General features: G+C 67.6%; 24 protein-coding genes. 15 read left to right on the top strand and 9 right to left on the bottom strand.

The genetic code is table 11. From position 1 onward, the window contains the following. The first annotated feature begins 13 nt into the window (after positions 1-13). Positions 14-781 carry an LLM class F420-dependent oxidoreductase gene (locus QRN16_RS10520; protein WP_027505998.1) on the top strand — a complete coding sequence of 256 codons (768 nt, stop codon included), beginning with the start codon at positions 14-16 and terminating at the stop codon, positions 779-781. Between the two features lie 3 nt (positions 782-784). On the opposite strand, the gene QRN16_RS10515 is transcribed toward QRN16_RS10520, so the two are convergent. Beyond that, positions 785-2,149, bottom strand: coding sequence for an ammonium transporter (locus tag QRN16_RS10515; protein WP_027505997.1), 1,365 nt, complete (start codon positions 2,147-2,149; stop codon positions 785-787). Between the two features lie 190 nt (positions 2,150-2,339). Here QRN16_RS10515 and QRN16_RS10510 point away from each other — a divergent pair, with 190 nt between their 5' ends. The 3 genes from QRN16_RS10510 (at position 2,340) to fdhA (ending at position 6,255) form a co-directional block, all read left to right on the top strand. Next, a complete protein-coding gene (locus QRN16_RS10510; protein ID WP_037185965.1) occupies positions 2,340-4,163 on the top strand; it encodes an ABC transporter substrate-binding protein/permease in 1,824 nt (607 codons plus the stop codon). Between the two features lie 3 nt (positions 4,164-4,166). Beyond that, positions 4,167-4,922, top strand: coding sequence for an amino acid ABC transporter ATP-binding protein (locus QRN16_RS10505; RefSeq protein WP_056440906.1), 756 nt, complete (start codon positions 4,167-4,169; stop codon positions 4,920-4,922). Between the two features lie 112 nt (positions 4,923-5,034). Next, entirely contained in the window at positions 5,035-6,255 is a 1,221-nt protein-coding gene (fdhA, locus tag QRN16_RS10500; protein ID WP_285186462.1) for a formaldehyde dehydrogenase, glutathione-independent, read from the top strand. A 46-nt stretch (positions 6,256-6,301) separates the two neighbouring features. On the opposite strand, the gene QRN16_RS10495 is transcribed toward fdhA, so the two are convergent. Further along, entirely contained in the window at positions 6,302-7,132 is an 831-nt protein-coding gene (locus QRN16_RS10495) for an alpha/beta fold hydrolase (RefSeq protein WP_056440899.1), read from the bottom strand. 153 nt (positions 7,133-7,285) lie between these two features. On the opposite strand from QRN16_RS10495, the gene QRN16_RS10490 reads away from it, so the two are divergent. Next, entirely contained in the window at positions 7,286-9,340 is a 2,055-nt protein-coding gene (locus QRN16_RS10490; protein ID WP_285186459.1) for a PhoX family protein, read from the top strand. A 27-nt stretch (positions 9,341-9,367) separates the two neighbouring features. Here the strand turns inward: QRN16_RS10490 and ggh are convergent, their stop codons facing one another. Then, positions 9,368-10,705, bottom strand: a complete 1,338-nt coding sequence (gene ggh, locus QRN16_RS10485) for a glucosylglycerate hydrolase (protein ID WP_056442140.1) — start codon at positions 10,703-10,705, stop codon at positions 9,368-9,370. Between the two features lie 133 nt (positions 10,706-10,838). On the opposite strand from ggh, the gene QRN16_RS10480 reads away from it, so the two are divergent. Beyond that, positions 10,839-11,780, top strand: coding sequence for a universal stress protein (locus QRN16_RS10480; protein WP_156380437.1), 942 nt, complete (start codon positions 10,839-10,841; stop codon positions 11,778-11,780). 23 nt (positions 11,781-11,803) lie between these two features. Further along, a complete protein-coding gene (locus QRN16_RS10475) occupies positions 11,804-13,234 on the top strand; it encodes an amino acid permease (RefSeq protein WP_285186454.1) in 1,431 nt (476 codons plus the stop codon). Positions 13,235-13,248: 14 nt separating this feature from the next. On the opposite strand, the gene QRN16_RS10470 is transcribed toward QRN16_RS10475, so the two are convergent. The 3 genes from QRN16_RS10470 to QRN16_RS10460 are packed head-to-tail and all read right to left on the bottom strand — an operon-like array spanning position 13,249 to position 15,213. Further along, positions 13,249-14,031, bottom strand: a complete 783-nt coding sequence (locus QRN16_RS10470) for a pirin family protein (protein ID WP_285186452.1) — start codon at positions 14,029-14,031, stop codon at positions 13,249-13,251. 30 nt (positions 14,032-14,061) lie between these two features. Then, on the bottom strand, positions 14,062-14,661 hold the full coding sequence (gene wrbA, locus QRN16_RS10465) for an NAD(P)H:quinone oxidoreductase (RefSeq protein ID WP_027505988.1): 600 nt from the start codon (positions 14,659-14,661) through the stop codon (positions 14,062-14,064). A 45-nt stretch (positions 14,662-14,706) separates the two neighbouring features. Beyond that, positions 14,707-15,213 carry a VOC family protein gene (locus QRN16_RS10460; RefSeq protein WP_027505987.1) on the bottom strand — a complete coding sequence of 169 codons (507 nt, stop codon included), beginning with the start codon at positions 15,211-15,213 and terminating at the stop codon, positions 14,707-14,709. Positions 15,214-15,312: 99 nt separating this feature from the next. On the opposite strand from QRN16_RS10460, the gene QRN16_RS10455 reads away from it, so the two are divergent. Together QRN16_RS10455 and QRN16_RS10450 are read left to right on the top strand one after the other, a co-directional pair. After that, positions 15,313-15,771, top strand: coding sequence for a MarR family winged helix-turn-helix transcriptional regulator (locus QRN16_RS10455; RefSeq protein ID WP_285186449.1), 459 nt, complete (start codon positions 15,313-15,315; stop codon positions 15,769-15,771). Between the two features lie 9 nt (positions 15,772-15,780). Then, a complete protein-coding gene (locus tag QRN16_RS10450; protein WP_027505985.1) occupies positions 15,781-16,452 on the top strand; it encodes an SDR family oxidoreductase in 672 nt (223 codons plus the stop codon). Positions 16,453-16,476: 24 nt separating this feature from the next. Here the strand turns inward: QRN16_RS10450 and QRN16_RS10445 are convergent, their stop codons facing one another. Further along, positions 16,477-16,863 (bottom strand): universal stress protein, encoded by a 387-nt coding sequence (locus QRN16_RS10445; protein WP_027505984.1) that lies wholly within the window; start codon positions 16,861-16,863, stop codon positions 16,477-16,479. Positions 16,864-17,040: 177 nt separating this feature from the next. Between QRN16_RS10445 and QRN16_RS10440 the strand changes: the two genes are divergently transcribed. The 4 genes from QRN16_RS10440 (at position 17,041) to QRN16_RS10425 (ending at position 21,010) form a co-directional block, all read left to right on the top strand. After that, positions 17,041-18,024, top strand: a complete 984-nt coding sequence (locus QRN16_RS10440; protein WP_231476358.1) for a Bug family tripartite tricarboxylate transporter substrate binding protein — start codon at positions 17,041-17,043, stop codon at positions 18,022-18,024. Further along, entirely contained in the window at positions 18,021-18,569 is a 549-nt protein-coding gene (locus QRN16_RS10435; protein ID WP_027505982.1) for a tripartite tricarboxylate transporter TctB family protein, read from the top strand. Before QRN16_RS10440 ends, QRN16_RS10435 begins: the two co-directional genes overlap by 4 nt. Next, a complete protein-coding gene (locus QRN16_RS10430; protein ID WP_027505981.1) occupies positions 18,569-20,074 on the top strand; it encodes a tripartite tricarboxylate transporter permease in 1,506 nt (501 codons plus the stop codon). Before QRN16_RS10435 ends, QRN16_RS10430 begins: the two co-directional genes overlap by 1 nt. Before the next feature lie 141 nt (positions 20,075-20,215). Then, entirely contained in the window at positions 20,216-21,010 is a 795-nt protein-coding gene (locus QRN16_RS10425; protein ID WP_285186444.1) for a DNA/RNA non-specific endonuclease, read from the top strand. An 11-nt stretch (positions 21,011-21,021) separates the two neighbouring features. Here the strand turns inward: QRN16_RS10425 and leuS are convergent, their stop codons facing one another. Then, a complete protein-coding gene (leuS, locus tag QRN16_RS10420) occupies positions 21,022-23,871 on the bottom strand; it encodes a leucine--tRNA ligase (protein WP_285186441.1) in 2,850 nt (949 codons plus the stop codon). Positions 23,872-23,937: 66 nt separating this feature from the next. On the opposite strand from leuS, the gene QRN16_RS10415 reads away from it, so the two are divergent. After that, on the top strand, positions 23,938-24,351 hold the full coding sequence (locus QRN16_RS10415; RefSeq protein ID WP_042573554.1) for an SdpI family protein: 414 nt from the start codon (positions 23,938-23,940) through the stop codon (positions 24,349-24,351). Position 24,352: 1 nt separating this feature from the next. After that, positions 24,353-25,354: a bile acid:sodium symporter family protein gene (locus QRN16_RS10410; protein ID WP_285186435.1), complete on the top strand. Its 1,002-nt coding sequence runs from the start codon at positions 24,353-24,355 to the stop codon at positions 25,352-25,354. Here QRN16_RS10410 and QRN16_RS10405 read toward each other — a convergent pair. Next, on the bottom strand, positions 25,326-25,730 hold the full coding sequence (locus QRN16_RS10405) for a hypothetical protein (protein WP_042573453.1): 405 nt from the start codon (positions 25,728-25,730) through the stop codon (positions 25,326-25,328). The two genes, QRN16_RS10410 and QRN16_RS10405, sit on opposite strands and share 29 nt — an antisense overlap. Positions 25,731-25,782: the final 52 nt, after the last annotated feature.

Genomic DNA, 25,782 nt, shown 5'->3' with positions numbered 1-25,782 from the left:
CGAAGGATCAGACATGTCCGTTCGCATCGGAGTTCAGCTTCAGCCCCAACACGCACCCGATTACGGCCTCATCCGCGACGCGGTGTTGCGGTCCGAGGACGCCGGCGTGGACATCGTCTTCAACTGGGATCACTTCTACCCGTTGTACGGCGACCTCGACGGCGCCCACTTCGAGTGCTGGACGATGCTGGGCGCCTGGGCCGAGCAGACCTCGAACGTCGAGATCGGCGCGCTCGTCACCGGCGGCGGCTACCGCAATCCCGACCTGCTGGCCGACATGGCGCGCACCGTGGACCACATCAGTGGAGGACGGCTGATCCTGGGCATCGGCGCCGGGTGGAACCAGAAGGACTACGACAACTTCGGCTACGACTTCGGCACCGCCGGCTCACGCCTGGCACTGCTCGACGAGAGTCTCGCCCGCATCACCTCGCGTCTCGCCGTCGGCAATCCGGCGCCCACTCGCCACATCCCGATTCTCATCGGCGGTGGCGGTGAGAAGAAGACGCTCAAGATGGTCGCCCGCTACGCCGACGTCTGGCACAGCTTCGCCGACCTGGACGCGCTGAAGCACAAGTCCGAGGTCCTGGCCGGACACGGTGAGACCGTCGGCCGCGACGTGTCGCAGATCGAGCGATCGGTGGCGTGGCCGGGCGCGGACGACGCGCAGGCCTTCGTCGACGCCGGAGCCACCCTCTTCACCGTCGGCGTCAACGGCCCCGACTACGACCTCACCGAGCTGACCGGCGCGATCTCCTGGGCGCGGTCGCACCAGGGTTGACAGTCAGCCGGACTGCTTTCCGAACAGCCCCGAGCTGCCGTGTCCGCCGTGCGAGGAGGCGAACTCGTACGCGGACTCGGCATGCTCGTGTTCGTCGATGCCGTCCGTCTCGTGCTGCGGATCCGCTCTGATCCCGATGGTCAGCTTCAGCACCGTGGCGATGGCCGCGGTGACCAGGAACGCATAGGCGAGAACGACGACGACGGCGACCACCTGTCGACCCAGCTGCGTGACGCCGCCGCCGTAGAACAGGCCGTCGACACCGGGCGGCATGTCGCTGCTCGCGAGGAGGCCGATCATGAGCGTGCCGACGATGCCACCGACCAGGTGCACTCCGACCACGTCGAGCGAGTCGTCGTACCGGAAGCGGTACTTGAGGCCGATCGCCAGGGCGCAGGCGACACCGGCGGCAGCGCCGACGCCCAGAGCGCCGATCGGGGTGACGGCCGTGCACGACGGCGTGATGGCCACCAGACCGGCGACGACACCCGACGCCGCGCCGAAGGATGTGGCCTTCCCGTCGCGGATCTTCTCGACCACCAGCCACGCCACCATCGACATCGCGCCCGCGCCCATCGTGTTGACCAACGCGACCGCGGCGACGCCGTCCGCCGCGAGCGACGATCCGGCGTTGAAGCCGAACCAGCCGAACCACAGCAGCCCGGCACCCACCATGACGGCGGGCAGGTTGTGCGGCCGCATCGCCTCCCGGGGCCACCCACGACGCTTGCCGACGACCAGGGCGAGCGCCAGTCCGGCCGCGCCGGCATTGATCTCCACCGCGGTGCCCCCGGCGAAGTCGATGGCCTTCAGCTGGTTGGCGATCCAGCCCCCGGTCTCCGCGGTGACACCGTCGAACGCGAACACCCAGTGTGCGACGGGGAAGTAGACGAGTGTCGCCCAGAGGCCGGCGAAGATCACCCACGGCATGAAACGCATCCGGTCGGCGACGGCGCCGGACACGAGCGCCACGGTGACCATCGCGAAGCCTGCCTGGAAGGCCACGAAGGCGAGCGCCGGAACGGTTCCCACCAGCGGGATCTCGACCGCGCCGCCCCCGGCTCCGAAGCTGCCGCCGATCAACGAGGTGAGGCCGGCGAACTGCGTCGGGTCCCCGATCCACCCACCGACGCTGTCGTCGCCGAACACCATCGAGTATCCGAACAGGACCCACAGGACCCACACGACCCCGATGGCCGACAGGCTCATCATCATCATGTTCAGCACGCTCTTCACGCGCACCATGCCGCCGTAGAAGAACGCGAGCCCCGGAGTCATCAACAGCACCATCGCGGCACTGGCCAGAACCCACGCCGTGTTTCCGGCATCCGGAGCGCCCGTCAGCGGGTACTCGAGACTGGAGTACATACGAACACCTTCCGTCCCCCGGCACACACCCTCCAGGCGTCCTGGATAGTCGGTGACGTGCGCCCCGACGGAGACTAGACCCCTGGTCGGAGCGGTCCCCACGTCGATCACCGGCAACAGATCACTGAGCACAACCATTGCGCGTTCGACGTTTCGGTGATTCCGGCACGTGAGCCCTAGTGTTCATCTCATGCTTGCGCACCGCGTGGGACGGAAACTCATCGTCCTCGTCTCCACACTTCTCCTCGCCGTCCTCCTCGCGTCCTGCGGCACCTCGGACGGCGGCTCGTCGGACGGCTCCTCGTCCGCTGCCGCGGCACCGACCGAACTGTGCTCACCTCCCGGTGTGGACAGCGCGTCGTCCACGCCGACCAACTTCGACGCCGCGGCCGCCGCCGCGACCGAGGATCGGTACACGACGCCGTCGGTCACGCCGCTCGATCGCATCGACACCTCGCAGCTCGGACTGATCACGCCCGGCCAGCTCACCGTCGGCACGCTCTCCGACGCGCCGCCGAGCATCTGCGTCGACGGCTCCGGCACCTACACCGGCTACGACAACGAGCTGCTGAAGGCCGTCGCCGCGAAGCTCGGCCTGCAGATCAACTTCTCGGGCACCGAGTTCTCGGGTCTGCTCGCGCAGGTCGCCGGCCGACGCTTCGACGTCGGGTCGTCGTCCATCACCACCACCGACGAGCGGCGCAACACGGTCGGCTTCACCAACGGCTACGATTTCGGCTACTTCTCCCTGGTCGCGAAGGCCGGCGGACCGATCACCGCCTTCGAGAACCTGGGGCCGGACACCCGTATCGGCGTCGTGCAGGGAACGGTGCAGGACGACTACGTCGTCAACACCCTGGGCCTGGACCCGGTGAAGTTCCCCGACTACAACACCGCGTACGCAAATCTCCGCACCGGACAGATCGACGCCTGGGTCGCACCGTCGCAGCAGGCCGAGGGCCTGGTGAAGCCGGAGGACGGGACCGCGATCACGCAGAACACGTTCAGCCTCAACAACTTCGTCGGGTGGGCCGTCGCGCGGGACAACCAGCCGCTGATCGACGCGTTGAACTCCGGCCTCGACGCGATCATCGAGGACGGGACCTGGGCCCAGCTGTACTCCGACTGGGTGCCGCGCGAACTCCCGGAGGGATTCAAGCCCGGTAGCAAGGCAGCGCCGCAGCCCGAGCTTCCCGACTTCGCGGCCATCGCCGCCGAGAACGACGCGAACGCTCCCGCCGCGCAGGCCGTCGCACCGAAGTCGACGTTCGAGCAGCTCGGCGACACGTTCTTCGACTGGAACCTCTACAAGCAGGCGCTGCCGGACCTGCTGAAGACCGGCCTGCCGAACACACTGATCCTGGCGCTGGCATCGGGCATCATCGGCACGGTTCTCGGCATGCTGCTCGCACTGGCGGGCCTGTCCCGCACCCGCTGGCTGCGCTGGCCGGCACGCGTCTACACCGACATCTTCCGCGGACTGCCCGCCGTCGTGATCATCCTCGTCATCGGTCTCGGCATCGGACCCGTCGTCAGTGGGCTCACCGGCAACAACCCGTACTGGCTCGGCGCGGTGGCGCTGTCGCTGCTCGCGGCCGCGTACATCGGCGAGATCTTCCGCTCCGGCATCCAGAGCGTCGAGAAGGGGCAGATCGAGGCAGCACGTGCGCTCGGCTTCAGCTACCGCCGCTCGATGCGCCTCGTCGTGGTGCCGCAGGGTGTCCGCCGCGTGCTGCCGGCCCTGGTCAACCAGTTCATCTCGTTGATCAAGGACTCGTCGCTGATCTACTTCCTGGGTCTGCTGGCCACGCAGCGCGAGCTGTTCGCCGTCGGTCGTGACCTCAACGCCCAGACCGGAAACCTGTCACCCCTGGTGGCGGCCGGACTCGTCTATCTCGCGATGACCGTCCCGCTGACCCACCTGGTCAACTACATCGACAAGCGTCTGCGCGTCGGCAAGGCCGAGCAGACACTCGACCCGGTCGAGCAGGCCATCGTCGTGGAAAGAGGCTGACACATGACCACCGCACCCTCGACTGAGCCGTTGACCGGCGTCTCACTCGCCGGCCGTGACCTGCACCTGTCCTTCGGCACCAACAAGGTCCTGCGCGGCGTCGACATCGACGTCGCCGCAGGAGCCACCACCACGGTCATCGGACCGTCCGGGTCGGGCAAGTCCACGCTCCTGCGCGTGCTCAACCGACTGCACGAGCCCGAGCAGGGCGACATCCTGCTCGACGGACGCTCGGTGCTGAAGGACGATCCCGACGCGCTGCGCCAGCGCATCGGCATGGTGTTCCAGCAGTTCAACCTGTTCCCGCACCGCACCGTCCTCGACAACGTCGCGCTCGGTCCGTGGAAGTTGAAGGGACTGAGCAAGGACGACGCACACGCCGCCGCACTCGCCCAGCTCGACAAGGTGGGCCTGAAGGAGAAAGCGGGCTCGCGCCCGGGCAACCTCTCCGGCGGTCAGCAGCAGCGCGTGGCCATCGCGCGAGCACTCGCCATGGAACCGCAGGTGATGTTCTTCGACGAGGCCACGTCCGCCCTCGACCCGGAGCTCGTCAAGGGCGTGCTCGCCCTCATGGCGGACCTCGCGACCGGCGGCATGACGATGGTCGTCGTCACGCACGAGATGGGCTTCGCCCGCTCGGTGTCCGACCGCGTGCTGTTCATGGACCACGGCAGCGCCGTCGAGGTGGGCCCGCCCGCAGCGCTGTTCGACGACCCGCAGACCGAGCGACTGCAGCGGTTCCTGTCCGAAGTGCTCTGATCCCCGAGCCGCGAATGTGACGCGGCGCACAGCATCCCGCGTACGGTCGAGAGAGATGCCGACATTCGCACTCGAGAATGTCGGCGCTCTACCTCGAACGGGAGCTGAAAACATGGCCGACAACAGAGCCGTCGCCTACGCCGGAGCCGGGAAGGTCGAGGTCGTCGACATCGACTTCCCCAGCTTCACCTTGCAAGACGGGCCCGGCGTGAACCCGGCGAGTGTGGGCCGCGAGTGCCCGCACGGAGTGATCCTGAAGGTGGTGTCCACCAACATCTGCGGCAGCGATCAGCACATGGTGCGAGGCCGCACGACGGCACCCGAGGGCCTGGTGCTCGGGCACGAGATCACGGGCGAGGTCATCGAGGTGGGCCGCGACGTGGAGTTCATCAAGCAGGGTGATCTGTGCTCGGTGCCGTTCAACATCGCGTGCGGTCGCTGCAGGAACTGCAAGGAACGCAAGACCGGCATCTGCCTGAACGTCAATCCTGATCGTCCCGGTGCCGCCTACGGCTACGTCGACATGGGCGGCTGGGTCGGCGGCCAGGCCGAATACGTCATGGTGCCGTACGCGGACTGGAACCTGTTGAAGTTCCCGAACCGAGACCAGGCCATGGAGAAGATCCTCGACCTGACGATGCTGTCGGACATCTTCCCCACCGGCTTCCACGGCTGCGTCACCGCCGGAGTGGGCGTCGGATCGACGGTCTACATCGCCGGCGCCGGTCCGGTCGGGCTCGCCGCCGCAGCCAGTGCGCAACTGCTCGGCGCCGCCGTCGTCATCGTCGGCGACCTCAACGAGAGCCGGCTCGCGCAGGCCCGAAGCTTCGGTTGCGAGACCGTCGACGTCAGCAAGGGCGATCCGAAGGATCAGATCGAGCAGCTGCTCGGGGTGCCGGAAGTCGACTGCGGCGTCGACGCCGTCGGTTTCGAGGCACGCGGTCACGGTGACGGGTCGGCGACGGAAGCGCCTGCCACCGTGCTGAATTCGCTGATGGACATCACGACGGCGGGTGGTTCGCTCGGCATTCCGGGGTTGTACGTCACCGGCGATCCCGGCGCATCCGACGAAGCCGCCAAGGTCGGCGCGTTGTCGCTGAGCCTCGGCACCGGGTGGGCCAAGTCGTTGTCCTTCGCCACCGGACAGTGCCCGACGATGCAGTACCACCGCGGCCTGATGATGGCGATCCTGCACGATCGCGTGCAGATCGCGAAGGCCGTCAACGCACGCGCCATCTCGCTCGAGCAGGCTCCGCAGGGCTACGCCGACTTCGACTCCGGTGAGGCCACGAAGTTCGTGCTCGACCCCCACGGGCTCCTCGGCGCGGCCTGACCGACTCTCGCGAGGTGGGCTGTCGCGCCCACCTCGCGAGTGCGCGTCAGCCCAGGAACGCGAGCAGTTCCTGGTTGAACCGATCCGGGTGCGAGGTGTTGAACCCGTGCGGGCCGCCCTCGACGAGTACCAGGGTGCTGTTCGCGATCGCCTCGTGTGAGCGCTTGCCGCTCACCTCGAACGGAACGATGGCGTCCGCGTCGCCGTGGATGACGAGGGTGGGGACGTCGATCTTCGGCATGTCCTCACGGAAGTCGGTGCGCGCGAACGCCTCGATGCAGCCGAGGATCGCCGGTGTCGACGCTTCGGCCGCCATGTCCACCGCGTACTGACGATCCTCCTCCGAGACCTTCAGCTCGCCGTTCGCGCTGAAGAAGTTGGTGGCGAAGCCGTCGAGGAAGGCGTTACGGTCCTCCTCGACGCCGTTCTCGAAACCCGCGATCGTCTCGTCGTCGAGGCCGCCGTCGGGGTTGTCCTCGGACTTGTAGAGGTACGGGGGAACAGCACCGGCGAGGACCGCCTTCGCGATGCGGTCGCTGCCGTACTTCGCGAGGTAGCGCACCACCTCGCCGCCGCCCATGGAGAAACCCACCAGCGTCACGTCCCGCAGGTCGAGCGTCTCCAGCAGGACCGACAGGTCCGCGGCGAACGTGTCGTAGTCGTAACCGGACTCGGGCTGCGACGAGCTGCCGAATCCACGCCGGTCGTACGTGACGACGCGGTGGCCCGCGTCGAGCAGTGCGACGATCTGGGGCTCCCACGACCGCTCGTTGAGCGGCCAGCCGTGGATCAACACCACCGGCGCGCCCTCGCCTCGGTCCTGGTAGTGCAGGTCGATCGGGGCGTCGTTCTCGACTCCCACCGAGAGCATCGGCATGTCGTGCCTCCTTCGTCGCGGTGTCTCCGCGTCGCTCTCGGTCTACCCGGAGCGTGCCCCGACGACACACGTTCGCCCACCGTTCACCTTCCTGCACCCGGGGAGTTGCTTACCTTCCCTTTGCCTTTTGCCCGGCACTTCTACGGTCGACCGGTGACCACGATTCCGCTTCCCCTGATCGTCTCCCATCAGCACGACGGCAGCTCCTCGCGGTCGTCGCTGACGTGCAAGTACAAGTGCGGCGACGCCTGCTTCCACGAGGTGCCCAACACGTCGTCGAGCGAGTACTTCGGCGACATCGTCAAGACGGCGATGACGCGCCGCGGCATCCTGCGCGGTAGTGCGATGGCCGTGCTGGCCGTCGGCGCCACCAGCGCCCTCGCCGCGTGCGGCACAGAGGACTCCGGCACCGCCACCACCGCGTCGGCCACCCCGACCCCGGAGCCGCGTGGACTCGACTTCGCCGCCGTCGCGCCCAACACCGAGGACGCGGTCGTCGTCCCGGAGGGGTACGAGCAGGCCGTCGTCATCCGGTGGGGCGACCCGGTGGTCGAGGGTGCGCCTGCCTTCGACTTCGACAACCAGACCTCGGCGGCCCAGGAGAAGCAGTTCGGATTCAACAACGACTTCGCGGGTCTTCTCCCGATCGACGGGTCGTCCACCGAGTACCTGCTGGTGGTCAACCACGAGTACACGACGGAACCGTTCCTCTTCAAGGGGTACGACGCGGAGAACCCCACCGCGGAGCAGGTCGCCATCGGCCTTGCCGCCCATGGTCTCTCGGTGGTCCAGGTGGCCGGTGAGAACGGCTCGGGCAAACTCACCCCGCAGATGGGCCGCTACAACCGTCGCATCACCGGATCGACCGAGTTCGTCCTCACCGGACCCGCGGCCGGCAGTGACTTCCTCAAGACCTCCGCCGATCCCACCGGCACCACGGTGTTCGGCACGTTCAACAACTGCTCCGGTGGCGTCACCCCGTGGGGCACCGTGTTGTCCGGCGAGGAGAACATCAACCAGTACTTCGCCAACGCCGAGAGTGTGACCGACCCCGTGGTCGCCGAGCGTCTGGCGCGCTACGGCGTGGAAGGTGCTGCGTCCGAGCGCAAGTGGGAGCGATTCGTCAAGCGCTTCGATCTGGCGCAGGAGCCGAACGAGGTGAATCGCTTCGGCTGGGTCGTCGAGGTGAACCCGTGGGATCCCACCGCAGCGCCGATCAAGCACACGGCGCTCGGCCGGTTCAAGCACGAGGCCGCGACCATCCACGTGACCGACGACGGCACCGTGGTCGCCTACAGCGGTGACGACGAGCGTTTCGACTACATGTACAAGTTCGTCTCCAGCCGGAAGATGATGCAGGGCACCGGCGCTGCGGCACTGCGGTCCAACGTGACGCTTCTCGACGCCGGAACCCTCTACGTCGCGACGCTCTCCGGTGACGCGCCCGACCAGATCGACGGCTCCGGAAAGCTCCCGACGACGGGACAGTTCGCCGGCAAGGGCGAATGGATCCCGTTGTTGCGTACCGGCGAGGACGGCCGCGGCGAGTCCCTGGTCGACGGCATGTCCGCCGAGGAGGTCGCCGTCTTCACGCGCCTCGCCGGTGACAAGGTCGGCGCCACCAAGATGGACCGGCCGGAGGACTTCGAGCCGAACCCCGTCACCGGCAAGGTGTACGTGGCGCTGACCAACAACTCGAACCGAGGCACCGAGGGCAAGGCCGCCGCCGACGAGGCGAATCCGCGGGACAAGAACAAGAACGGCCAGGTCCTCGAGCTCGACGACGACCACGCCGGGACCAGTTTCACGTGGAACCTTCTGCTCGTCTGTGGCGATCCCGCAGCCGCCGACACCTACTTCGGTGGCTTCGACAAGTCGCAGGTCAGCCCGATCTCGTGCCCGGACAACCTGGCGTTCGACGCCGACGGCAACCTGTGGGTGTCGACGGACGGCAACGCCCTCGACTCCAACGACGGCCTGTTCTCGGTGGTTCTCGACGGTGACCGCCGCGGCCAGACGAAGCAGTTCCTCACCGTGCCGAAGGGCGCCGAGACCTGCGGTCCGATCGTGCAGGAGCAGCGTGTCGTCGTGAGCGTGCAGCACCCGGGCGAGGAGGACGACGCCAGTGCCGACGCCCCCGCCTCGCACTGGCCCGACGGTGGCGACTCGCAGCCCCGCCCGTCGGTCGTCGCGGTGTGGAAGGTCTGACCTTCTCCCTGCCGTCGTGGACCGCGGTCAGCCCAGCCAGTCGAGCACGCTGGCCGCGGTCCACGATTGCTGCATGCTTCCCAACGGCTCTCCGGTGAACGGCTCGTAGTACTCGGCGAAGCTGCCGTCGCTGGCCTGCCGCAGCCCCTCCTCGCGCAACATCGCCGACCGCTCCGACCACCCGCGTCGAGCGAAGGCCCACGAGAACAGCCACGTCACCACCGGCCACACGGGACCGCGCCAGTACTCGCGAGGTCGGAAGTCCCGCGAGATCGGCGACGTCGACGGGGGAACGGCGTACTTGAAGTCCGGGTGCCCGCAGAAGCGCGGACCCTCGAAGAGTCGCAGCAGCGCCCGCTCGGTGTCACGAGGCAACCCACCGCACAGCAGCGGCGCGAACATCGCCATCGTGTCGGTCTTGATCCACTCCCCGGACCGCACGTCGCGATCCCGAGCCGCGCCGGAACGCGCGTCGGTGGTTGCGACGACGCCGCTCCGGAACCGGTCGGCCCAGGCGCGCAGGTCCCGCACGTCCGCATGAGGCCGGGAATGGTCCTCGCCGATGGTGGCCAGCACGTCACAGGCGACGGCGAAGATCGCGCTGACGAACACGTCCTCCACCGCGAAGCTCATGGCACTGTTCAGCGCGAGATCGTCGTACCGGGCGAGTTTCATCTCCTCGAGCAGCCAGAGATAGCGGTCGTACTCGATGTTGCTCGGGCGCTGCGACGAGTCGGTGACGATGGACGTGTCCTCCCGGATGTACGGCGGCACCGCCCCCGGAATCACCTTCCCGTACGCCGCGTCCCAGCGCGGCGAGTTGTCCATGCCCGATTCCCACCCGTGGTACAGCGTGATGCGCCCCGTGTGGTTCTGATCGCGTGCGTGTGCCAGCCAGCGGTGCCACCGCACCAGATCCGGCCATCGCCGATCGAGGAACTCACCGGCGACCTGCCGCGTGGTCCGCCCACGTCGACGGGCGTGATCGAGAATGCGCTGCACGGCGATCGCGTGCACGGGGGGCTGCGTGATGCCCGAGGTGTGGACGCCGACGGGTGCGTGCGCGGCGAGTTCGTTCACCTGCCAGCGGGCGGGCCCGGGAAAGTATCCGTCGACACCGCTGGCGAAGACGATGTGCGGGATCATGCCGTTGGACCACTGCGCGGACAACAGGGTGTCGAGCTCGACGACGGCCCGCTCGACACTCAACGGGGCGAGCCCGACCGACACGAAGGCGGCGTCCCAGCTCCACATGTGTGGGTACAGACGCGGAGCCGCGCTGGTCATGGTGCCCAGATCGTTGCCGCGCAGGAGATAGGCGGCCCGTGCCGCGAGCTGAGTCGGGGTGAATCCGGGGGCGGCCATGGGAGACATCATCCGTCGGACGGCGCGATCCTGCAGGACGCGCCGGTGAGTCGGGGTGCGGGCCCGGCGCGTCGGTCGCATACTGAGCCATCGGCGTCGAACGCGCCGGGGCAACTGGTCGGGGGTGGTGGGTGTGTCGACCGCGTCGATGTCCGCGCTGGTCGGGTGGCTGCCGGACGACTCCGGTCACGATGCGCTGGGTCTGGCCGCGCGCATGGCGACCACCGCTCGGGCCGCGGGCGGCGCGATGACGGTCCGCACGTGCACCGTCCTGCCGCGGACGTGGCCGTTCCCGTCGATGGCGCACGTGGACGCGGAGTACCGACGCTGGCTCGAGGAGCGCGGCACGGATGCGGCCGCTCGGGCCGATGCGGCGATGGCGGACCTGCTCACTCCGGCCGATCTGGGATCGCCCTCCGCCTTCTTCGCCGAGAACGCCGCCGAGTCGGCCGCACTCACCGCGGCGGCGGCCACTCACCATGCCGACCTGGTGGTGCTGGGGAGCTCCGACGGTCCCGACGATCGCTTCACGCCGGGGAGCACGAGCGAGACGCTGCTGCACTCGTCGGCTGTTCCGCTGGCACTGGCGCCGCGCGGCGCGCGCCGCCGCACCGACGCCGTCGCCCGCATCTCCTGCGCCTACACCGGGACCCCGGAAGCCAAGGATGCGCTGTACTCCGCGGCGGCTCTCGCGGTGCGCTGGAACATCGCGCTGCGCCTGGTGGCGTTCGCACCACGACGCTCGACGACGTATCCCCCCTTCGGTGGCTACGACGCGGAGGATCTGGTGACGTCGCAGTGGCGCGAGCAGGCCACCGAGATGCTGCACTCCGCGGCGTCGGACGTCACGTCCGCCTACCCGGCCCTGTCCCCTACGTGCGCGGTGGGATCCGGCGGGGACTGGCAGCACGTGGTGGACTCGGTCGAGCTGGGGCCCGAGGACCTGCTGGTGCTCGGTTCGTCCCGCCTCGGACCTCTCGCACGGGTGTTCCTCGGCTCCACCGCGTCGAAGATTTTGCGGCACAGCCCTGTTCCGATTCTGGTCGTTCCCCGTGGAAGCCGATTCGCTCGGTGAACCACGCCGATAGTGGAGGAAACATGAGCGATCCGAGCAACGGTTCGGGATTGCTGCGACGCAAGTCGATCAGCGACATCGCGGCACTGGAAACGACGGGCGAAGGTCGGCTGAAGCGGTCGATCACCACGTTCCAGCTGACGTGCATCGGCGTCGGCTCGACCGTGGGCACCGGCATCTTCTTCATCTTCTCGTCCGCCGTCCCGGTGGCGGGGCCCGCCGTCATCTTCTCGTTCGTCATCGCCGCCGTCACGGCCGGCCTGACGGCGCTCTGCTACGCCGAGCTGGCGTCGTCGATCCCGGCCTCCGGGTCGACCTACACCTACACGTACACCACCATCGGCGAGTTCGTCGCGATCCTCGTCGGCGCCTGCCTCATCCTCGAGTACGGCGTGTCGACGGCCGCGGTGTCGGTGCTGTGGTCCCAGTATCTCAACGACCTGTTGGATCGTACTGTCGGACTACGCATTCCGGACGTGCTGTCGCATGCACCCGGGGACGGCGCCGGCTTCGGCGTCAACCTGCCCGCCATCGTTCTCGTCGCGCTGTGCGCCGTGTTGCTGATCCGCGGAACGAGTGAGTCCGCTCGTGCGAACGCCGTCATGGTCGTCATCAAGATCGGCATCCTCGCGATGTTCGCCATCGTCGGTTTCACCGGATTCAGTCTCGAGAATCTGGAACCATTCGCCCCGTTCGGAGTCGCCGGTGTCGGTGCGGCGTCCGGCCTGATCTTCTTCTCGTTCATCGGACTCGACGCGGTGTCGACGGCCGGCGAGGAGGTGCACGATCCCAAGCGCACGCTGCCCATCGCGCTCATCAGCGCGCTGGTGGTGGTCACGCTGATCTACCTGTTGGTGACGATGTCGGCGATCGGCGCGCAGAAGTACACCGAGTTCGAGGGCCAGGAGGCCGGTCTCGCCGAGATCCTGCAGTACGTCACAGGATCGAGCTGGCCGTCGATCGTGCTGTCGGCGGGCGCCGTCGTCTCGATCTTCTCGGTCACGCTGGTCACCCTCTACGGGCAGACTCGGATCCTGTTCGCGATGAGCCGCGACGGTCTGATCCCGAAGGTGTTCTCGCAGGTGAACCCTCGCAGCCTCGCACCGGTGAAGAACACGATCATCGTGGCGTTCTTCGTGTCCCTGCTCGCGGGTTTCCTGCCGCTGGACTTCCTGGCGGACCTGGTGTCGATGGGCACGCTCGTGGCCTTCATCGTCGTCTCCGCCGGAGTGATCATCCTGCGCCGCCGCGAGCCGAACATCGAGCGCGGCTTCAAGGTTCCGCTGTACCCGGTGCTCCCGATCCTGTCGATCTGCGCATGCCTGTACCTCATCAGCACCCTGCACATCCAGACGTGGATCCTCTTCGCGGTCTGGCTGGCGGCCACGTCGGTGCTCTACTTCACCTACTCACGACGGCGATCGGCCCTGGAGCCGAACAGGCTCCAGGGCTGATCGAAGCGTGACGGTCAGCGACCGATGGTGGCGTGCATCTCCCAGACGATGACCTCGGCTGCGGACGTCGTCGACAGTGTCTGTCCGCCACCGCCCTTGATGCGGACCGCGTCACCCTCGCGCAGCAGGCCCACGCCCTCGAGCGAGGCCTCGCCGCGGGCGACGAAGACGTGCAGGAACGGAGCATCCGGAAGGTCCTGAGCCGGGGTGTCGGAACGCAACCGTGCGACGTGCATCGCGGCGTACTTGTTCTTGATGCGGATCGCCGAGTGGTCCTTGTAGGCGTCCATTCCCGACGCGACCGGAACCAGCCCGCCCGAGAGCAGTTCGTCGTCGATCTCGAGCTGCTCGTACCCGGGGGTGATGCCGGCCTCGTCGGGCACGACCCACATCTGCACGAAGTGCACCGGGTCCCGATGCTTCTGCGACGGGTTCTCCGCCGACGCGAGACGCCACGAGTCGTTCTTCTCCGAGTGCAGGATTCCCGTGCCGGCGCTCATCCGCTGGGCGAGCCCCGGGTAGATGAGCCCGTTGTGCCCGATGGAGTCCTGGTGCACGAGGGATCCCTGCAGGACCCACGTGACGATCTCCATGTCCCGGTGCGGGTGCGTGTCGAAACCGGTACCCGCGTCCACGATGTCGTCGTTGTTCACCATCAGCACCCCGTGGTGGGTGTTGTCGGGATCGTAGTGATGTCCGAACGAGAACGAATGGTGCGAGTCGAGCCAGCCGATGTTCGTGGCCGGCCGGTCGTCGGCGCGACGGACGTCGAGTTCGGGTGCGGTGGAGTTCGTCATGGGGGTCCCTTCTCGGGATGGAAACTGAGACTACCGAGCGAGCTTGCCCGCGATGGTGACGACGCGGGTGGCGAGATGTCCGAGGGCGGCGCGGGTCGCGTCGTCCAGTTCGTTCTGGTTGTCGGGTCCGGTGACGTGGCCGACGCCGTAGGGGTTGCCGTCGGCGAACTTCAGTCCGTCGGTGTAGCCGGGGGGAACGAGGATGCCGCCGAAGTGCATGAGCGAGGTGTACAGGTTGACGATGGTCGTCTCCTGGCCGCCGTGGGCCGTCTGGCTCGAGGTGAACGCGGCGTAGGCCTTGTCGGCGAGCTTGCCCTGGGCCCACAGGCCACCGAGCGTGTCGAAGAAGGTCTGGAACGGGGACGCGACGCTGCCGAAACGGGTCGGCGAGCCGAAGATGACGCCGTCGGCCCACACGATGTCGTCACCGGTGGCGGCCGGCAGATCCTTGGTGGCCTCGTAGTTGGCAGTCCAGGCGGGGTTCTCGGCGAAGGTCGCCGGGTCACGGGTCTCGGCGATGTGCCGGACGCGCACCTCGGCGCCGGCCGCCTGAGCGGCCTTCTCGAGCTCGGCCGCCATCGTGGTGCCGTGGCCGGTGGAGGAGTAGTAGAGGATCGCGAGCTTCGTCATGAGTGACCTTTCGGGAGAGAACCGTGATTCGGGAGTGATTCGGACTCAGAGAACGTGGTGGCCGTACATCTCGCCGAGCGGGTCGGCGATGAGTTCGAGGCGTGCACCGTCGGGATCACGGAAGTAGATCGAGACTCCACTGTGCTCCGTGAGCTCGACGCCCGCATCCGTCAGCTTGGTGCGCAGGTGTTCCCAGCGGTCGGGTTCCACGCTGATGGCCACGTGATGCAGTCCGCCGAGCACCTCCTCGTAGGGGCCGACGTCGAGGCCGGGGAAGTCGAAGAAGGCGAGGAGGTTGCTGTTCCCGATGTCGAAGAAGAAGTGCGACGAGCCGGGGTAGTCGCGGTTCTCGATCAACTCGGTCAGTGGGAACTCGAGCACACCCTGGTAGAACAGGATGGTCTGCTCGACGTCGCTGCTGATCAGCGCGGTGTGGTGCAGTCCGCGCGCCGAGGACGTCGGGCGGGACTCTGCAGGCTGCAGGTGCAGGCCCCGCAGTCGGTCGCGCCTGGCCTCGAACTCGTCCGAGCGCTGCTGCTCGTCGGCTGTCATGCTCATCGTCTCCGCCTTCGATCGAATCGTTGCGTTGTCAACTACCGAGAACAGTACCGCATATGGTTGCGCTGTCAACTACTTGGGTAGACTCGTGTCATGACTCAGTGGCTGAACGAGGACGAGCAGCGCGCCTGGCGCTCGTACCTCGACGCGACGCGTCTGCTGATGCAGACGCTCGATCGGCAGCTCACGCGCGATTCCGGGATCTCCTTCACCGACTTCGAGCTGCTCGTCGTGCTCTCGGAGGCACCCGGCCGACAGATGCGGATGCGCGACCTGGCCGATGCGGTGACCACCACCCGCAGTGGCGTCACCCGGGCGATCACCCGACTCGTCGACGCCGGTTGGGTCGTCCGCGTCGAGTGCGAGGACGACCGTCGGGGGATGCTCGCGGAACTCACCGACGCGGGTATGGACAAGCTCGCGGCGTCGAGCCCCGGCCATGTCGGCGCCGTCCGGGCGTCGATGTTCGACGTCCTCACCGACGACGACGTCGCGACCTTCGCGAGGGCGTACTCGGACATGCGGACGCACATCCAGAAGGGCGCCGGATAGCCTCGCTGTATGCCACGCACAGCACTCGTCACCGGAGCCGCCCGCGGACTGGGAGCGGGAATCGCTCGCCTGTTGTCCGCCGATCACGACGTCTGGGTCGGGGGATCGACGGCCGACTCCGTCGCGGGCATCTCCGACGAACTGATCAGCGCGCGGCCGTGGCCCGTCGACCTCACCGACGCGGACGCTCTCGCCGCGGCCACCGCGGACATCACGAGCCTCGACGTCCTGGTGCACAACGCGGGCGTCGCCGATCTCGGCACGGTGGAGACGCTGACGCTCGCGGACTGGCGACACACGTTCGAGGCCAACGTCTTCGCGGTGGCCGAGCTCACCCGCCTCCTGCTGCCCGCGCTCCGAGCAGCCGGCGGCCACGTCGTGTTGATCAACTCGGGCGCCGGCATCAGGGCCAACCCGGGGTGGAGTGCCTACGCCGCGAGCAAGTTCGCGCTGCGGGCCTTCGGCGACGCACTGCGCCTCGAGGAGCCGACCCTGCGCGTGACGTCCGTCCACCCGGGGCGCATCGACACCGACATGCAGCGCGCGATCGTCGCGGGCGAGGGCGACGAGTACGACGCCTCGAAGTACCTCACCGTCGAGACCGTCGCCCGCGCCGTCCGCCAGGCCGTGGACACCCCTGCCGATGCGCATCCCACCGAGATCGTCCTGCGCACACGGTGATCGGGGATCAGGGGCGAGCGTGACTCAGTGCTCGTTCGCCTTGACCACGAGCACGGGGACCGGACTGTCGAGCAACACGCGCTGAACCGTGCTGCCGGTCAGGAACTTTCCGACCGCGCTTCGGCGACGTGATCCGATGATCACCAGCGTGGCACCGACATCCGAGACCAGATCGACGAGAGCCCCCGCCGGATCGCCGCCGTCGGGTTCGACGCGCACCGTGAAGGAGTTCTCTCCCAGCACCTGACGTGCCTGCGCCTCGGCTGCGTCCCGGTGGGCGGTGGTGACCGAATCGGCGTCGATCACCGACAGGACGACGAGATCGGTTCCCCTCAGCGTCGCCTCCGCCTGTCCCTGCACGAGCGCCTCACGGCCTTCGGGTGTCGAATTCATCGCTACTGCAACGGTCATGACGGTGCCTTTCACATCGGGGAGACTCCAGGTTCACCGAGATTCCGTCGCGACGACGTACGTTTCGCGGTATTCGTCCGTGCACACTATGGCCACAACTCGGATTCCCTGGACTATTCGGACATCCAGAACCTAGCCTCCTGATGTGACCGAAACCACTCCTGAGTTGTCGTGCCCATGCAGATCACAGTGAAGCGCGCGCTCGGCACGCTCGCTGTCGTCGCCGTCGTCGCCGTCGCCGGCATCGACGCGGCCGGCAGCGCCAGCGGATCCGACGCCCGCGCCAAGTTGACCCTGATCGCTCCCGCCGCAGCGGGAGGTGGATGGGACCTGGTGGCGCGTGAGTCGCAGCAAGCACTCCGTTCCGACGGCATCGTGAACAACGCCCAGGTGGTGAACGTCCCCGGAGCCGGCGGGACCATCGGGCTCAGTCAGCTCGAAAATCTCACGGGCCAGTCGACCACGGTCATGGTGACCGGCACGGTCATGCTCGGCGGTATCGCGATCAACGATTCCGACATCACCCTGCAGGACACCGTGCCCATCGCCAAGATGGCCGAGGACTTCGAGGTCTTCGTCGTACCGCGAGACTCGCCGTACCAGAACCTCGAGGACTTCATCGCCGCATGGCGGGCCAACCCCGGCGGTCTCCCCATCGGCGGCGGCTCGCTCGGCGGTATCGACCACATCGTCTCCGGCCAGCTGGCACAGCAGGTCGACATCGATCCGGCAGCGATCAACTACATCGCGTTCTCCGGCGGTGGTGAGGTGCTGACCTCGCTGTTGTCCAACACCGTCGGCATCGCCGTCAGCGGATACAACGACTTCCGCGACCAGATCGAATCCGGGAACGTCCGCGCCCTCGCGGTGGCGGCACCCGAGCCCGTCGAGGGGATCGACACCCCGACGTTCAAGGAACTCGGGTACGACGTCGACCTGGTCAACTGGCGCGGATTCGTCGCACCTCCCGGCATCTCGGACACCGACAGGCAGACGTTGATCGAGATCGTCACCGAGATGCAGGAGACCGAACAGTGGGACACCGCCATCGAGCGCAACCGGTGGAAGCCGTCCTTCGTCACCGGGGACGACTTCGGTGACTTCCTCGAGGTCGAACAGACCCGCATCACCGACATCCTCCGAGAGTTGGGCCTGGTATGAGTGAGAGTGTTTCGACCACGCGGGCGGAAACGCCGCCCGATACCGATCGTGGTTTCCTCCACGGCCGGAGCGGACTGGTGGTGTCGGGGCTTCTCGTCGCCCTCGGCCTGTTCCTGATCTACGGCACCGTCACCATGGACGTACCCGACACCGCGACATCGCCCGGCCCGCAGGTCTTCCCGGCCATCATCGCGGGACTGTGCTTCGTGATCGCCGTGCTCGTCGCGGTTCAACTGCTGCGCACTCCGGACGAGGTCGACCTCGGCGTCGACGAGGCCGGCGAGCCGAACACCGGGACCGTGTCCAACTGGCGCTCCGTCGGCATCACCGTCGGCTCGATCGCCCTGTTCATCGCCCTGCTGAATCCGCTGGGATGGGTGCTCGCCGGTGCGCTGCTGTTCTGGGGCGTCTCGATCGGACTCGGCGGCACCCGGTACGTCTTCGACGCCGGTGTGGCGCTTGTCATGTCGTCCGTCGTCCAGCTTGTCTTCTCCGGTGGACTCGGGCTCACGTTGCCCGGCGGCATCCTCGCGGCGGTGTTCTGATGGACGCACTCTCCAATCTCATCGACGGCTTCGGCACCGCGCTGACGCCCATGAACATCGTGTGGGTCGTCGTCGGCGCCCTGCTCGGCACCGCGGTGGGTGTCCTTCCCGGTCTCGGATCGGCCATGGCTGTCGCCCTGCTCCTACCCGTGACGTTCACCCTCGAGCCCACCTCGGCGCTCATCATGTTCGCCGGCGTCTACTTCGGCGGCCTGTTCGGTGACTCGATCTCCGGCATCCTCATGAACACCCCCGGAAACAGCACGGCGATCGCGGGAACGTTCGAGGGGCACCGCATGGCGAAGAACGGCCGCGCCCCACAAGCGTTGGCCACCTCCGCCATCGGCGCCTTCATCGGCGGCATCATCGCTACCACCCTCGTGGTGTTCTTCGCCCCGACGCTCGCCGACCTGGCCACGAACTTCGGACCCGCGGAGTACTTCGCCCTGGCGGTGTTCGCCTTCATCGCGACGTCCGCAGTCGTGTCCGACTCCGTCCTCAAGGGTCTGAGCGCACTGCTGATCGGCCTGACACTCGCCGTCATCGGTATCGACGGACCCTCCGGCGCATCACGGTTCACGTTCGAGGTACCCGCACTGTTCGACGGCATCTCCGTGGTGGTCATCACCGTCGCGATGCTCGCCCTCGGCGAGGTCATCTTCATCGCCTCGAAGATCGGCAAGCCCGACGACAACACGCTGATCCCGTCGAAGGGTCGACCCTTCCTGAGCAAGGCAGAGTTCCGCGAAGCGATGCCTGCATGGTTGCGCGGCACCGCATTCGGTGTCCCCTTCGGCGTCATCCCCGCCGGCGGCGCCGAGGTGCCGAGCTTCCTGGCCTACGGCACCGAGCGCCGCTTGGACCGACGCAGCAAGAACCCGATGTTCGGCAAGGGCGCGATCCGCGGCGTCGCCGGACCGGAAGCCGCCGGCAACTCCACCGCCGGTACCGCGATGGGTGCACTTCTCGCCCTCGGGCTCCCCACGTCGGCGACGGCAGCGATCCTGCTCGCAGCGTTCCAGCAGTACGGGATCCAACCGGGACCGTTGCTGTTCGAGCGGAACGGTGAGGTCGTCTGGGCACTGCTCGCCAGCCTCTTCGTCGGCATGGTGGTCCTGCTGATCCTGAACCTGCCGTTCGCCCCACTGTGGGCGCAGCTGCTCAAGATCCCCAAGAACTACCTGTACGCCGGCATCACCGTGTTCGCCTCGCTCGGCGTCTACGCGGTGAGCGCCTCGATCGTGGACCTCATCGCCATGCTCGGACTCGGCATCATCGGATTCATGCTGCGCCGCTTCGGGATCCCGTTGGCGCCGGTGCTCATCGCCGTCATCCTGGGACCGCTCGCCGAGGATTCGCTGCGACGAGCCCTGGCCGTCAGTGAAGGGGACGTCTCCGTCCTCGTCGGCAGTGGCATCACCGTCGTGCTGTACACGCTGATGGTCATCGCGGTGGTCTTCTCCATCGTGACGAAGGTGCGGTCGCGGGCGAAGGTGGACTTCTAGAGCACCCCGCTTCACCCCTCACCCCTCGCGAGTACGTCGACAGTGTCGTGATCCAGCTGCTGATCACGACAATCAGGACGTACTCGCGGGGGGTTCGTGGGTGTTCACCCCCGTGTCACCCCACCGTGGCTGAATGACGGCATGGGATACGACGAGACCTTCCTGTCCACCACCCCGCTGCCGCTCCCCGCCCGGCCGGACCTGACCGTCCTGACCTACACGCACTTCTCCGTGTCGATGGACCCCGAACGGCGCCTCGCCGCCGTGACCGCGGTGAACATCGACGGCGGCGCATTGCAGGAGGTGGACCGCGGAGACGACTGGCGCCTCGATCCGCGACTGCCGGCGACCGCGCAGGCGGGCCCGGAGCTGTACGCGAACAACGACATCGACCGTGGGCACCTCGTACGACGACGCGATCCCGTGTGGGGCACGCTCGACGTCGCGGAGCAGGCCAACGAGGACACCTTCCACTACACCGTGTGCGGACCGCAGACGGCGACACTGAACCAGTCCAAGACTCTCTGGCTCGGCCTCGAGGACTACGTGCTCGAGCACGCGCGGACGTACGGGCAGACGATCTCCGTCTTCAGCGGCTGCGTGTTCGCCGAGGACGATCCCGTCTACCGCGGTGTCGCGATCCCGCGGCGCTTCTTCAAGATCGCGGCCTGGTGGCAGAACGACGTGCTCGCCGCGACCGGCTACGTGCTCGACCAGTCGGAGTCGCTGGCACCCATTCTCGAACGCGGCGCCCTGGCGAGCGACATCCCTCCGCTCGGGGCGTACCGCACGTATCAGGTGCCGATCACCGACATCGCCGCTGCGACCGGCCTGGCGATGGCCGAGCTGACGGCGGCCGATCGCCTCGCCCTGGTTCCCGGCGTCCGGCCCGTCGAATGGCGTGAGATCGAGGGAGCCGACGACCTGGTGTGGTGAGGTCGGTCGAGCTACAGAACGATGTTCACCATTCTGCCCGGCACGACGATGACCTTCTTCGGATCCTTGCCGTCGAGAAGCGCGACGATCTTCTCGTCGGCCAGGGCCACCGCCTGCACGTCCTCGCGGGACCCGTCGGCCGCCACCGTGATGCGACTGCGTACCTTGCCGTTGACCTGGATCGGGTAGTCCACCGTATCGTCCACGAGCCACTTCTCGTCGACCGTGGGGAATGGACCGTGAGCCAGTGACTCGCTGTGTCCCATCGTGTTCCACAGTTCCTCGGCGATGTGCGGTGCGAGAGGAGCCAGCATCAGCACCAACGGCTCGACGGCGTCCCGAGGTGCGCCCTGCGGGTACTCCTTCGTGAGGTGGTTGGTGTACTCGATGAGCTTCGCGCCGGCCGTGTTGTCGCGCAGCGCAGCGTAATCCGCGTCGACACCCTCGACGGTCCGGTTGAGAGCCTTCAGCGTGGCGTCGCTCGGCGTCGCGTCGGTGGTCCGGACGGCGCCGGTCTCCTCGTCGACCACCAGACGCCAGACGCGCTGCAGGAAACGGTGCGCGCCGACGACGTCCTTGGTCGCCCACGGCCGGGACGTGTCCAACGGACCCATCGACATCTCGTACATGCGCAGGGTGTCCGCGCCGTACTCGGTGAAGATCTCGTCGGGGGAGACGGAGTTCTTCAGGGACTTGCCCATCTTCCCGTACTCACGAGTGACGGGCTGCCCGTCGTGGAAGTACCCGCCGTCGCGCTCCTCCACCTCGTCGGCCGCGACGTAGACGCCGCGCGCGTCGGTGAACGCGTACGCCTGGATGTACCCCTGGTTGTACAGGCGGCGGTACGGCTCCTTCGAGCTGACGTGCCCCAGGTCGAACAGCACCTTGTGCCAGAACCGCGCGTACAGCAGGTGCAGCACAGCGTGTTCCACGCCGCCGACGTAGAGGTCGAGGCCGCCGGGGTCGTTCTCACCGTGAACGTCGGGGCGCGGTCCCATCCAGTACGCCTCGTTCTCCGGAGCGCACATCTGCTCGGAGTTGGTCGGATCGATGTAGCGCAGCTGGTACCACGAGCTACCGGCCCACTGCGGCATGACATTGGTGTCGCGCGTGTACGTCTGCAGCCCGTCGCCCAGGTCGAGCTCGACGTTCACCCAGTCGGTCGCCTTCGCCAACGGGGGAGACGGCTCACTGTTCGCGTCGTCCGGGTCGAACGACACGGGTGCGTAGTCCTCCACCTCCGGAAGTTCCACCGGCAGAGCAGAATCCGGCAACGGGTGCGCCTTGCCCTCCGCGTCGTACACCACAGGGAAGGGCTCGCCCCAGTACCGCTGACGGGCGAACAGCCAGTCGCGCAGCTTGTACTGGATGGTGCCCCTGCCGCGGCCCTCGGACTCGAGGTGCTCGATGACACGCGCCTTGGCCGCGTCGACGGTGAGGCCGTCCAGGAAATCGGAGTTGATCAGCTCGCCGTCGCCGGTCCACGCGGACTCGTCGACAGCGCCACCCGAGATGACCTGCACCACAGGCAGTCCGAACTTCGTGGCGAACTCCCAGTCACGCTGGTCGTGACCCGGGACGGCCATGATGGCACCGGTGCCGTAGCCGGTCAGGACGTAGTCGGCGATGAAGACCGGCACCGACGCGCCGTTGACGGGGTTGACGGCGAAGGCGCCGGTGAACACACCGGTCTTCTCCTTGTTCTCCTGGCGCTCGAGGTCCGACTTGGCTGCGATCGCACGACGGTACGCGCCGACCGCGAGCACGGGAGTTCCCTCACCGTGCGTCCAGCGCTCGTCGGTGTCCGTCGGCCATGCCGCCGCCGTGATGTCGTCCACCAGCGGGTGTTCGGGTGCCAGCACCACGTAGGTGGCGCCGAAGAGCGTGTCGGGGCGGGTGGTGAACACGTCGATGTCGGCGGTGCCGGACCCGTGCGGCAGACCGGCGACGAACGTCACCTCGGCGCCGCGGGAGCGCCCGATCCAGTTGCGCTGCATCGTCTTGACCTTGTCCGGCCAATCGAGCAGATCCAGGTCGTCGATCAACCGGTCGGAGTATGCGGTGATCCGCATCATCCACTGGCGCAGGTTCTTCCGGAACACCGGGAAGTTGCCGCGGTCGCTGCGACCGTCGGCGGTGACCTCCTCGTTGGCCAGCACGGTGCCCAGACCGGGGCACCAGTTGACCAGCGAGTTGGACTGGTAGACCAGACGATGACCGTCGATGACGTCGCGACGCTCGGAGACCGAGAGATCGGCCCATGCACGCCCGTCGTCCAGAGTCCGAGCACCGGAGGTGAATTCCTCCTCGAGCTCGACGATCCGTCGTGCTTTACCGGCCTCGGTGTCGTACCAGGAATCGAAGATCTGCAGGAAGATCCACTGCGTCCAGTGATAGAAGTCGACGTCCGTCGTGGCGAGCGAGCGGCGGGTGTCGTGACCGAGTCCCAGCCGCCCCAGCTGCCGGCGCATGTTGGCGATGTTCGCCTCGGTGGTGGTGCGCGGGTGCGTTCCCGTCTGCACCGCGTACTGCTCGGCGGGTAGACCGAACGCGTCGTACCCGAGGGTGTGCAGCACATTGCGGCCCTGCATGCGGTGGTAGCGCGCGAACACGTCCGTCGCGATGTAGCCGAGCGGGTGGCCGACGTGCAGACCGCTACCCGAGGGATACGGGAACATGTCCTGGACGAACAGCTTGTCCGACGGCACCTCGCCGGCCAGGTCGCCCACCGGATTGGGCGCGTCGAACGTGCCCTCGGCGGCCCACCGCTCCTGCCACCGCGACTCGAGGGAACCCGCCAGGTCCGCGGTGTAGCGGTATCCGGGGGTCGTGTCGGGGGAGGCGTCGCCGTGTTCACTCACCCGACCAGCGTAAAGCGTGACCATGCGCACGCGAACGCCCGGCCACGAGGCCGTAAAGTGGTGTACGTGATTGTCGTGTCCGTGATCCTTCTGCTCGTACTCCTCGTGGGCGCTGTCGCGCTGGGCACGGTGGCGTTCCTCGGCCTGGGTGGCCGGCTGAAGCGCAACTCCGTCGCCGGAGTGCGCACCGAAGCCAGCATGCGGTCCGACGAGACGTTCGCCGTCGCCAACAAGGTGGCAGGCCCGACGACCGCTGCTGCAGCCGTCCTGCTGCTGATCGGAGCGGTGGCGACCATGGCCCCCGGTGGCGTGTTCGGTGTCGTGGCCGCCGTCCTGACCACCGTCGCCGCCCTGGTGACCGCTGCCTACGGCGGCGCCATGGGCACCCGTGCTGCTGCGGCCGTCCCCGTCGAGGAGACCGGCGGATGCGGACACAGCTGCATCTCGTGCAGTCTCAAGGACGCGTGCCAGCCGTCCTGACGTGGCGTTCTCCCTGACCGGCACCGTCAAGGCGCTCGACGGCTTCGTCCTTGCGATCTTCGCTGCTGCCATCGCGGCGACCGTGTTCCCGGTCTCGGGCACCGCAGCCGACGTGCTGTCGTGGGTCACCACTGTCGGTATCGCGCTGCTGTTCTTCCTCTACGGAATTCGACTGTCCCCTCGCGACGCCATGGACGGGGTCCGGCACTGGCGGCTGCACGGAGTGGTCCTCGCCTGCACGTATCTGCTGTTCCCGCTTCTCGGGCTCGGAGTACGGGTGCTCGCGCCGGGGCTGCTGACCGACGACCTGTACACCGGGATGCTATACCTCTGCCTGGTGCCGTCCACGATCCAGTCGTCGATCGCCTTCACTTCGATCGCCCGCGGCAACGTCGCCGGTGCCGTCGTCAGCGCGTCGCTGTCCAACATCGTCGGAGTGTTCGCGACGCCGCTGCTGGTGGTCCTTCTGATGAGCACGACGGGCGGAGCGAGCATCGACGCCGGGTCGATCGTCGACATCATGCTGCAGCTCCTGCTGCCCTTCGTCGCCGGACAGTGCGCCAGGCGATGGCTTGCAGGATGGGTAGCCCGGCATCGGTCCACCACCCTGCTCGTCGACCGTGGATCGATCCTGCTGATCGTGTACGCCGCGTTCAGCGCGTCGCGCGTCGACGGAGTCTGGGCTGCCACCACGCCATGGCAGATCGTCGCGGTGGTGCTCTTGTGCAGTGCCCTGCTCGCTGTCGTCCTCGCCGCGACTGCCGGGATCGCGCGCGCGGTGCGTATGTCCCGCGCCGACCGCATCGTCGTGGTGTTCTGCGGGTCGAAGAAGAGCCTGGCCAGCGGCATCGCGATCGCGTCGGTGCTCTTCGTCGGGCAACCCGTCGGAGTGATCGTGCTTCCCCTGCTGATCTTCCACCAGATCCAACTGGTGGTGTGCGCCGTCCTCGCCGGTCGCTACGAACGCCAGGCGATCAGGGACGCTGCTGCATCGACTTCCTGATCTCGTCCAGGCGAGCCTTGCCGGCGCGTTCCCGCTCGGCGAACTTCTCCGCCTCGGTTCGACCGATCGCGCTCTCGGCATCCAGCTCGGTAGACCCCACCGCGCGCCCCGAACGCCCGTCGATTCGCTCTCGCACCGCGTCGAACGTGGGGACACCGGCGTCGGTGAAGCCCGGGTCTGTCGGAACCTGCGGAATGTCCGTCACCGACGGCGTGCGCGGCACGATGTCGGGGTCGACCGACGCCTCGGGAGTCAGAGCCACGGCAGCGTCGTGCACCGCGCGCAGCGCCGGTCGAGCACTCGTGAGGGCGACCACGAGGTCCAGGACCTCGGCATCCGGCAACGACGCGGCCTGGTCTGACGAGAAGTCGGTCATGTCATCAGGGTAGGCCGGGGCGCCCCGGTGATCGTGGACTTCCGACCCCGGA

Origin of the sequence: Rhodococcus sp. MEB041 (assembly GCF_030208955.1) — a bacterium.
GTDB lineage: Bacteria > Actinomycetota > Actinomycetes > Mycobacteriales > Mycobacteriaceae > Rhodococcoides.
This window is presented reverse-complemented; position numbering and strand designations above follow the sequence as displayed.

Excerpts from the sequence above, each read along its gene's own strand:
- QRN16_RS10520 (WP_027505998.1), top strand. The coding sequence starts at position 14 with ATGTCCGTTCGCATCGGAGTTCAGCTTCAGCCCCAACACGCACCCGAT.
- fdhA (WP_285186462.1), top strand. The coding sequence starts at position 5,035 with ATGGCCGACAACAGAGCCGTCGCCTACGCCGGAGCCGGGAAGGTCGAG.
- QRN16_RS10455 (WP_285186449.1), top strand. The coding sequence starts at position 15,313 with ATGACTCAGTGGCTGAACGAGGACGAGCAGCGCGCCTGGCGCTCGTAC.
- QRN16_RS10510 (WP_037185965.1), top strand. The coding sequence starts at position 2,340 with ATGCTTGCGCACCGCGTGGGACGGAAACTCATCGTCCTCGTCTCCACA.
- QRN16_RS10460 (WP_027505987.1), bottom strand. The coding sequence starts at position 15,213 with ATGACAGCCGACGAGCAGCAGCGCTCGGACGAGTTCGAGGCCAGGCGC.
- QRN16_RS10495 (WP_056440899.1), bottom strand. The coding sequence starts at position 7,132 with ATGCCGATGCTCTCGGTGGGAGTCGAGAACGACGCCCCGATCGACCTG.
- QRN16_RS10470 (WP_285186452.1), bottom strand. The coding sequence starts at position 14,031 with ATGACGAACTCCACCGCACCCGAACTCGACGTCCGTCGCGCCGACGAC.
- QRN16_RS10405 (WP_042573453.1), bottom strand. The coding sequence starts at position 25,730 with ATGACCGACTTCTCGTCAGACCAGGCCGCGTCGTTGCCGGATGCCGAG.
- QRN16_RS10450 (WP_027505985.1), top strand. The coding sequence starts at position 15,781 with ATGCCACGCACAGCACTCGTCACCGGAGCCGCCCGCGGACTGGGAGCG.
- QRN16_RS10425 (WP_285186444.1), top strand. The coding sequence starts at position 20,216 with ATGGGATACGACGAGACCTTCCTGTCCACCACCCCGCTGCCGCTCCCC.
- QRN16_RS10440 (WP_231476358.1), top strand. The coding sequence starts at position 17,041 with ATGCAGATCACAGTGAAGCGCGCGCTCGGCACGCTCGCTGTCGTCGCC.
- QRN16_RS10435 (WP_027505982.1), top strand. The coding sequence starts at position 18,021 with ATGAGTGAGAGTGTTTCGACCACGCGGGCGGAAACGCCGCCCGATACC.
- ggh (WP_056442140.1), bottom strand. The coding sequence starts at position 10,705 with ATGGCCGCCCCCGGATTCACCCCGACTCAGCTCGCGGCACGGGCCGCC.
- QRN16_RS10505 (WP_056440906.1), top strand. The coding sequence starts at position 4,167 with ATGACCACCGCACCCTCGACTGAGCCGTTGACCGGCGTCTCACTCGCC.
- QRN16_RS10475 (WP_285186454.1), top strand. The coding sequence starts at position 11,804 with ATGAGCGATCCGAGCAACGGTTCGGGATTGCTGCGACGCAAGTCGATC.
- QRN16_RS10515 (WP_027505997.1), bottom strand. The coding sequence starts at position 2,149 with ATGTACTCCAGTCTCGAGTACCCGCTGACGGGCGCTCCGGATGCCGGA.
- QRN16_RS10430 (WP_027505981.1), top strand. The coding sequence starts at position 18,569 with ATGGACGCACTCTCCAATCTCATCGACGGCTTCGGCACCGCGCTGACG.
- wrbA (WP_027505988.1), bottom strand. The coding sequence starts at position 14,661 with ATGACGAAGCTCGCGATCCTCTACTACTCCTCCACCGGCCACGGCACC.
- QRN16_RS10445 (WP_027505984.1), bottom strand. The coding sequence starts at position 16,863 with ATGACCGTTGCAGTAGCGATGAATTCGACACCCGAAGGCCGTGAGGCG.